Here is an 8,881-nt window from a genome sequence, read left to right as displayed (position 1 = left end):
CCATTCCTTTCTCTTTCTTGAGCCAAGACTGGCTATTGTTATTTTTTCTATAAATGAGCGCCTTTGACTCGGATATCCTACTGGACAAATACAAGGAAATAAGTCATCCTCACCTATTTTAATTGCATTCTTAAAGTCCTTCCTACTAAAGGTTCCTGCTAACCATACTGTTCCTAGACCCATTTGAGTTGCATATAGGACTAGACCTTCAAACTGGTAGCCTACAGCCTCCATTGCATAGGGCTCATCCTTGACTGTTATGACAAAGAAGTCCTTTGCCCCCTTTATTGTTCCATAGGTACCTAGCTGGACATCCTCTGCTCCCTTGTCCTTGCTAATATATTGAACCTTGACGTCCACACCAAAGGGGTTTGACAGGGTCCTATTAAAGTCCATCAACTTGTTTTTGTCTACCTTTGTCAGTGATTTCTCTTCATAGGTCCTTGTGCTTATTCGTTTTTTTATAGCCTCTTTTATATCTATTGGTAATTTATCTACATTTTTCAATTCCATTATTAGTCCTCTCTATTCTTTCAAATAAGCTACTTATAACTTTTTATCTTCTTTCATGTGACCAACTTATCAGTCCTTGACCTGACACCTGGTCCTCCTTATTCACCCTATTTATTACTTATATTATACCATTTTATATAGGCTTTATATAAGAAATTTAGTTATAATATTTTTTACCCCAAGGCACTATGTAATGATATAATCTAGAATATAGAAGTTTTTAAAGATTATAATAGAAGAGGAGACTTGATATGGGATTTACTTTAGCTGTTCTTAGCTTTTATCTTGTGTTTTTATTGTTGTTGTTATTTACATTTTATATATATATTAAACTCGTAATTGCTGTTAAAGCAGGTAAAGAAGTACCTGAATGGATTTATAAATTAGGTCAAACCCTTAAGCCTAGACGCTACATTAAAAATGACGATGACGATATCACTGATCATAGGTCTTTAAAAGAGGCTAACCTATTTATTTTGAGCCTTGTATTTGTTAATTTGCTTGCTTTTACCCTACTTTACTACAAAAAAGGCAGACTTGACATGGCCCTATATACACTTTTAAATTACCAGTTTGGTATGGTAGTTATAAATTTGTTTATCAGCCGCATAATAAAGCTAATTTACGTATTTAGTATGTATAAGTCCAACAAGCCAATCTATTCCTACTCACCGACAAGTGCAGTTATTGGATGCGTGTTTTTCTCTAGCTTTGTACTTACCCTGTGTATTTCCTTAACGGGCTTGCCTGCCAAACCTGTGACGGTCGAACTGGATAATACCAGGCTAGTTGTTGGTCAAACAAGAGCTTCTAGCCTCTTAGCTTCTGGCTTTATCTTCAAGGACAAGGGTCCTGATAGCGAAATTGTCAACCAACGTAATGACCACTTTTTTTACGGCCAGCGTGCAGAATTGACTAGGGATAAGAAGTCCTATGGATATGTATATATCACACCAAAGTGGTCTGATTCGGACAAGCTAAAAAACTGTATCATCACATACTATAGGATTGAAGCTAATAACGACCAGGTCTCTAAGATTAAATTCAATAATACAAACTTGTCAAGGCTAACTATTAAGGACTTTCAGACAAGGAAGCTGACAGATGTTTTTTCTCTATCACCCATAGACTATGAGGAGGTAAAAACTGATACCTCTTACATACTTACAATACAGACATACGGATATTCTTTATGGAAGTCATACCGTATCAATGTAAATTATAATTCGAATAATACTCTTAATTTTTTTAGCGTAGGGGCCCAACATACAATATGGGAGTAGGCTTAAGCCTGCTCCCATATTGTGATTTTTTCAATTTTAATGTCTACTTTGGAATAAGATAAATCATATCCAAAGTATCTTTTGTGTTTAAATAGACTATGTCGGATATATTACTTATAAGTAGTTATTATAAGAGAATTATCAACATACTCTCCTAAAAATACATCACTATAATTATCTACACCCTGTTTTTTAATTTCTTCACTTATCCAGGCCTCGTCCTTGCCTATTACTTCAAGGATATCGTACTGTAGCTGCCCATCTGTAATGATTGGAAACTTAGGATTTTCTTCTCCAGCCTGTATTATAATTAGCTGGCCATTCTGCTCAACAACTGCCCTCTTTACAAGATTTGTTGAGTATATGCCATTTGTGCGAAGTTTGAAAGCTACATCATGTGCCGACAAACCTGCCTTCCTACAGTTTTCAATATCTATTTTACCCTGGTCTATTATTATCAAAGCCTTGCCATCTATTAGCTGTTTAGCCTTTACACTATTTTTCTTTATCCACTTTAGGGCTAGAACAAGGGCACACCATATACATAGGATTGCTATAAAATCAGGTATTTTAACACTGTTATTGTAGATAACACCACCAATGATTCCACCAAGTACATAGTTTACAATCTGATCACTGGCAGATGATGGAGCTAAATTACCTTTACCTGATATGTTTATTATTATAACCATGGCAAAAAAGCCGATTAATAGCTTGATTGCCACTAGTAAAAATGCGTTCATAAAGTTTCTCCTCTCTTAATCATTTCAATTCAATTACTGTATTATATAGCCAATACATAATATTATCAATACAAATATTATATTTTCTATAAAATATTTTTTCGGTTGATTGTATTATCAATTTGTACAACTGAATAAAAAAATGATTCATTGCGAATCCTGTGTTAAAATATAAGTCGCTAAACAAATTCTACAGGAGGATCACAATGAATCAACTTAATTTTAACACAGAAAAGAGAAACTTTAAACACCTAAGTGAGTATGAAAAAAGTGTACAAATTGATATTGCAATTTTGGAAATATTTTTAATCCATTTTTTAGTGCATTCTATATTTTTCACTCATCATTACTATATTTTTTGATTATTTCCATATCAAAAAAAACACCTGTAATGATATAATTTACCATATATTAGCTTATAAAATCAACAAGTGGCAGTTCAATAATTGTACGAAAATATTGGTTTAATTCACTTTCGATATGCATTTGCCCTCCATGAACCTGAATGATATGCAAAGAAATTCTAAGACCCATGCCATACCTACGAACACCCGCAAGATTGAATTCCATCTGTTCATTAGAATAAATCTCTGTCATTTTTTCTTTTGAAATTCCGACACCATTATCAGAAATAATAATTTGAAATGCGTCAGCTTGTCTGTGCAAATTGATACTTATCTTGCAGCCTTCCGGATTATGTAATACAGAGTTATATATAAGATTATGAATGACACGAGAAATCAGATTTTTTTCAACAAACATAGTTTGTTCATTTAAAGTGCTATCATAATCAAACTCAAACTCAAATTTATCCCATATTCCTTGATTAATTATCTGTATAACTATTTCTTTAAAAAAAGGGACGATTTTAATTTCTTCTTTATGAAGTTCAAAAGTATAGTTTTTTAGCCTTGTAAAAATATTCAAGTCGTTTAATAGATTCTGAATGTAATAACTTTCTACTAAAACAGGATCCATATGACGTAGTATGTCCGAGTCTGTTTCCTTTTCCTTTGCAAGTGAAGTGTTGGAAATAATAACAGACAATGGAGTTTTAATATCATGTGCAATTCCAGAAATCCATTTTTCCTTAAAGTCCTCATTTTCTTTTAATTGTTTATCGGCTTTATTTATAGCATCTGCAATCTTCTGGAAATCATCATGAAGAGAAAGATCATTACTTAATCCTTTTGGAAGACTATTGATTGCTTCAGTTATCGGAGTAAATTTCTTTATGACAAACCTGGTACTATAAGCATATGCTCCTACGAAAAAAAGGCAATTTAATATAGCTAAAGCTAATATCGTAGATCGTGCGAATTCTAAGTCTGATCTTTCATAATAGTTTGCAGGAAACTTAAATACTTTGTCCTTTGGGAAACCTACTACAATTAAAAAGTTTTCTTTTATTTGTGTAAAAACCGGATAATCATTAAGATAAAAACGACTGAATCTTGCAACATCAGTAAGTGAGTAATGTGTTGCAAATCTCCTTGGAAGATTAAAATCAAAAATTTGATTTCCGTTCTCATCTAAAACCATCATCCATAAATCATTCTGCTCTATAGTTTTTTGTGCATTATCTTCAAGCTCAACCTTAGCTTGAGATATATCTGTTTGTTCTGCTATTAAATTTAAAGTACTTGTTATACTAGCCGAATTAGCTTTACTAAAACCCGCTATAAAAATCACAAGAATATTTATAAGCAGCAAAAGAATAAAAAACACAATAAATCGTCTAATCAGACGATAAATAGATTTAAATTTTATCATTACTTTACATTCCTTATACCATCATTTTATATCCAAGTCCCTTTACTGTAACTATGTATACAGGCTTGGAAGGATTTTGTTCTATTTTTTCCCTTATATTCCGTATATGAACCATCAAAGCTTTTTCATAACCAAAGCTTTCAAGTCCCCATACCGCATCACAAATTGATTCCGAAGAGACTATATAGTTTTTATTTGCATATAATTTTCTGATAATTTGTATTTCTGTTGGTGTCAGGGTATTTATGGCACCATTTTTTTCAACTGTTGCGTTCCCAAAATTAATTTTACAGTCCTTAAGCTCAATGATATCAGTATCGAATTTATAAGCTCTTCTTAACAATGTGACAATTCTATAAATAAGAATTTTGGGAAGAAATGGCTTGGTTACATAGTCGTCTCCACCTGATTGTAATCCCTTGATTTCATCTTCAGGATTATTTTTTGCAGTTAAAAATAGAATAGGAATATCTGATATTTTTCTCACATATTCCGCAAGTATATAGCCCTCACCGTCAGGCAACATCACATCCAGTAAAATCAAGTCAATATTATCTGCCAAAAATATGTCAGCACCTTCTTTGACGGTATAGGCACTTACTATATTTGAAAATCCTGCGTTGATCAAAATATCACGAATAGAGCTGTTTAGAGATTGGTCATCATCAACAATTAGTATCTTTTTATTAATAAGTTGTGTTTCAAAGTTCATAAGATACCTCCATATATTTTTTATCATTATAGCATATGCATATTTATCTAGCAATCAATCTTCTCACTTCTTTAGGTAAAATTAAGCTTGTCTTTCCTTTGACTTTAGCTTGAGGTTATAAAATTTGTTTAGAAAGGAAGAAAAACATTAAAGAATTACTTCAATAATTTGGAAAGGATGATGAAACATGAATAATGTAATAGAAATAAAAAATCTCAAAAAAGTTTACAACAATATTACTACAGTAGATTTAAAAAGCCTTACCGTTAGAAAAGGTGAGATATACGGCTTCTTAGGTCCAAATGGAGCTGGAAAATCAACAACAATGAAAATGATTTTATCTTTACTAGAGCCAACTTCTGGAGAAATTGATATATTTGGAAATCCAGTAGAAAAAAATACGGAATATTTAAATCATATTGGTTCTATGATTGAAGAACCAAGTTATTATCCAAACCTTTCCGGGTATGAAAATTTATTGGTCTTTCAAAAGATGATTGGATTCGATAAAAAGAATATATGGCCTACCTTAGAACTTGTGGGCTTGGCAGAGAAAAAGAATCGTAGGAAATTGGTCAAAGCCTACTCACTTGGTATGAAACAAAGACTGGCATTAGCCTTTGCATTGGTAAAGGATCCCAAGATTTTATTACTTGACGAGCCAACAAATGGATTGGATCCTGCAGGGATTCACGAAATAAGAGAATTAATTATTCGACTTGCCAAAGAGAAAGGGTTGACAGTCTTTATTTCCAGTCATATTTTGTCAGAGATAGAGCATATTGCAGATAGAGTTGGAATTATTAATCGTGGTCGTCTTGTATATGAGGGTAAAATTGAAAAAATCAAATCAAACGCATGGTTGGAAATTGAAGGCGATTTCTTCTCTGATACTAAGTTGAAAGAAGTTCTTGAGGGTACTGGTGTTACCGATATATCAGATAAAATATTGAAATTTAAGAATATGGATAATGAAGAAACTTCAAAAATTATAAGGCAATTGGTTATAGCTGGTTACCCTATTTATAGAGTAGAGCGAAAAAAAGAGTCTTTGGAAGATATCTTTTTGAGTATGACAAAGGAGGATTAGTATGTTTCATGCAATAAAGATAGAACTTTTAAAGAGTAGGCGTACTCATTCTTTTCTCATTAGTACAATTATGATGTTTGTCGCATTTGCATGGGAGATAGTTGTTATTAAATCTGAGTTTGCACATCCACAGCTACAAAATGCAGGAGTATTTTTTAATAACCAAACGGTGGACTGCATAATTCTTCCAATAGCAATGAGCATTTTTGTAGCTCGTATCATAGGAAATGAAAAGGAAGGAATGACGTTTAAGTTGCAAGGTTCTAATGGCACATCAATAAAAAGGATTTTTTATCAGAAACTCGCATTCACTATGGGAATATTCTTTGTACTTTTAAGTATAAAAACGATTGGTACCGTTGTATTCTCTATTTTACAAAATATACAGCTTCCTCTTTCCACTATTTTAATTCATTTAAGTGGAGAGATGCTGAATGTATTTATTTTGGCTTGCTTTACAATTACTTTATCGATGATATTAAAAAAGCAAGGACTACTTATGGCATTTGGTTTTTTGGGTGGATTTTTTGGAGTTGTATTGTCATCAAAGAGTAGTTATTTGTTAAGTTTTTTGATTCCATGGATTGGTAGTGCATATCTTGCACCATATAAGTTTCATCTTATCGATGGAACAACTTATTGCTATGAACTTGATCCACAAATTTTTCTGCGAATAATTTTGTATTTTGTATTCTGTGTAATTTGCTATATTTTTTGCAAAGGTGTCATATCAAATAAGGAGGGTGTTCTGTATGATTAATTATTTTAAAGCGGAATGGCGAAAGACAAAAAAAGCACAGATTATACTGATTGGAATATTATTTATCGCCCTATCTTCATTCATTGGTTTAGGAAATTATTTTTTAAATCGTCAGATATTGATTGATGGAACACAGTCAGAGATTATGTGGGGGCAACTTACCTTCTATTATAGTCAGATTTTATTTCCTCCAATGATCGGTATTATGGTGGCAATATCTCTCATGCCGGAATTTGATAGAAAAACAATAGAAATGTTAAGGGCAAATAATGTTTCAATTAGAAATATGCTTTTTGGAAAATTACTGAGTATGATTATATTACTTATTCCATTACAACTTTCCTTGCTGGTTATATTCTTTTGTAGTATGAAGGTTGATAATATTTCTGTTATGGGGGAAATGCTTGTACATTTAAAGTGGGTATTGGTGTCTATTATAGGAGCGATTCCTCTTATTTGTATCCAACTTTTTATTACTGCTAAAAGTAACAGTTTTAGTCAGTCTGTAGGAATTTCAGCAATAGGGGCAATTGGTGGGTTTGTACTCTTATTTTTAAATGAAAGTCTGAACAAACTGTATCCTTTTTCTTTTACAATGATTGCACTTAGAAGCAGAATTTTAATAGATTTCACTTCAATAGAGCTTATATTTTTTATAGGTATCAGTGTTTTATATAGTATTTTCTTTTTTAGAATATGTGAAAAAAGTTTGTTAAAGAAATAAAATACCAATGAAAAAGGCTGAAAATCACCAATTCTGGTTATATAATATTTAGCGTTGGTAAGATAAAAAATTCTCTACCAACGCTATTTTTTATCTTGTATCGACACGTCCATACAAACTTAAAAGAGGCCTATGACTTTTATCGAAACTTCCTATTAAGTAACTCTAAGAATGATGCAGCTATACTTGAATATATTCTAAATACTAGGATTGATAAAAGACCCATGTGTTAGGAAAAGTATAAAAACCCTTGAGCTAACCAACCCTATCCACATTTGCCACTCCCTCAACTTCATATCTGTAAATATTCAGAAAAACTAGATATTCTCAACTTTTTCCCAATCATTAACTGATTCGATAACTGGTATCCAGGCGTCTATTTCAAAAGACTCTTGTAGATAAGGAGTAGAATATCCGTCAACTATCAATATGCCATTACATCTAATATGAGCCCTACTGTCCTTTATTTCAAGTACTTCTAGCTCATATGAAACCATTGGTTCAAACTCGTAAATATAAAAGGTGTCCTCTCTATCATCACATTCTTCTACTGTAGCTACCCTGAATCTTTCTCCGACTAAATCTTCTATTGAATTTTTATCTGTATCTATTGGATTAATGCAAATTGCAGGTGCTAATATTTCATCACCAAAATTTCCATTTTTAAATCCAATATCCACTGACCATGATACAGAATTATTTTCCTTAAAAAACATAAGGCAGGTCTGTCTATTTAATAAACTTTCCTCAAATAAAAACTTGTCTCCTATTTTAAGCATTGTTAACCTCCTTATAGTTTTTTCAACCCATTAGTTGAACTTTTACTCGCTCAATTTAGTCCTCGTCAACAAGGCCACACTTTCACAGTGAAACGAGTGAACACCAAGTATGTCAAGTAGTTACGTTCGTATGTGGGAACATATCTATAAACCTTTTAACGATAGCATAAGGTTATCGTTAAAAGGTATCAGTTTGGCAAACTGGGACCTGTATATGTACCTACGGGATTTTCTTTTCTCAGTACATCTTCCGATTCTATAAAAACGGCACCATATACACAGGGATATAATTAATGCCATTTTCCCACTTATAATCCTTCGTATGAACAACGTATTTATCGTTTATGCGGCTACTGAATTTTCTACAAAAATCGTCTAGCGATTTATGATTTCTATAGTTTCCTGACTTAACTTCCACCGGACATATTTTATCACCTGTTGATATTAGAAAGTCGATTTCATACAAATGATTTGAAGTTTCACTCCCCATTGTATAATAAAAAA

The 8,881-nt window shown here is 32.3% G+C and carries 10 protein-coding genes; 4 read left to right on the top strand and 6 right to left on the bottom strand.

Annotated features, from left to right (window positions below; all coding sequences use genetic code 11):
- A partial coding sequence (locus ACW6OJ_RS06575; protein ID WP_456096087.1) for a nitroreductase family protein occupies positions 1–513 on the bottom strand: 513 nt, incomplete at its 3' end.
- Positions 514–764: 251 nt separating this feature from the next.
- Between ACW6OJ_RS06575 and ACW6OJ_RS06570 the strand changes: the two genes are divergently transcribed.
- On the top strand, positions 765–1,796 hold the full coding sequence (locus ACW6OJ_RS06570) for a hypothetical protein (protein ID WP_456096086.1): 1,032 nt from the start codon (positions 765–767) through the stop codon (positions 1,794–1,796).
- A gap of 110 nt (positions 1,797–1,906) precedes the next feature.
- Here the strand turns inward: ACW6OJ_RS06570 and ACW6OJ_RS06565 are convergent, their stop codons facing one another.
- The 3 genes from ACW6OJ_RS06565 to ACW6OJ_RS06555 form a co-directional block, all read right to left on the bottom strand.
- Positions 1,907–2,539, bottom strand: a complete 633-nt coding sequence (locus ACW6OJ_RS06565; RefSeq protein WP_456096085.1) for a DUF421 domain-containing protein — start codon at positions 2,537–2,539, stop codon at positions 1,907–1,909.
- Between the two features lie 411 nt (positions 2,540–2,950).
- Positions 2,951–4,312, bottom strand: coding sequence for a sensor histidine kinase (locus tag ACW6OJ_RS06560; protein WP_456096084.1), 1,362 nt, complete (start codon positions 4,310–4,312; stop codon positions 2,951–2,953).
- Positions 4,313–4,325: 13 nt separating this feature from the next.
- Positions 4,326–5,024, bottom strand: a complete 699-nt coding sequence (locus tag ACW6OJ_RS06555; protein ID WP_293437354.1) for a response regulator transcription factor — start codon at positions 5,022–5,024, stop codon at positions 4,326–4,328.
- A 187-nt stretch (positions 5,025–5,211) separates the two neighbouring features.
- Here ACW6OJ_RS06555 and ACW6OJ_RS06550 point away from each other — a divergent pair, with 187 nt between their 5' ends.
- The 3 genes from ACW6OJ_RS06550 to ACW6OJ_RS06540 are packed head-to-tail and all read left to right on the top strand — an operon-like array spanning position 5,212 to position 7,598.
- Positions 5,212–6,114, top strand: coding sequence for an ABC transporter ATP-binding protein (locus ACW6OJ_RS06550; protein ID WP_456096083.1), 903 nt, complete (start codon positions 5,212–5,214; stop codon positions 6,112–6,114).
- A 1-nt stretch (position 6,115) separates the two neighbouring features.
- Positions 6,116–6,874, top strand: a complete 759-nt coding sequence (locus ACW6OJ_RS06545; RefSeq protein WP_456096082.1) for an ABC transporter permease — start codon at positions 6,116–6,118, stop codon at positions 6,872–6,874.
- Positions 6,867–7,598 (top strand): ABC transporter permease, encoded by a 732-nt coding sequence (locus tag ACW6OJ_RS06540; protein ID WP_293437345.1) that lies wholly within the window; start codon positions 6,867–6,869, stop codon positions 7,596–7,598. Before ACW6OJ_RS06545 ends, ACW6OJ_RS06540 begins: the two co-directional genes overlap by 8 nt.
- Positions 7,599–7,915: 317 nt before the next feature.
- On the opposite strand, the gene ACW6OJ_RS06535 is transcribed toward ACW6OJ_RS06540, so the two are convergent.
- Both ACW6OJ_RS06535 and ACW6OJ_RS06530 read right to left on the bottom strand, forming a co-directional pair.
- Positions 7,916–8,377: a hypothetical protein gene (locus ACW6OJ_RS06535; protein ID WP_456096081.1), complete on the bottom strand. Its 462-nt coding sequence runs from the start codon at positions 8,375–8,377 to the stop codon at positions 7,916–7,918.
- 256 nt (positions 8,378–8,633) lie between these two features.
- Positions 8,634–8,881: hypothetical protein (locus tag ACW6OJ_RS06530; protein ID WP_456096080.1), on the bottom strand; the 248-nt coding region annotated here is incomplete at its 5' end.

This window comes from Peptostreptococcus sp. (assembly GCF_977045075.1).
Note: the sequence above shows the minus strand (reverse complement) of the source record. Positions and strands in the feature narration are given on the sequence as shown.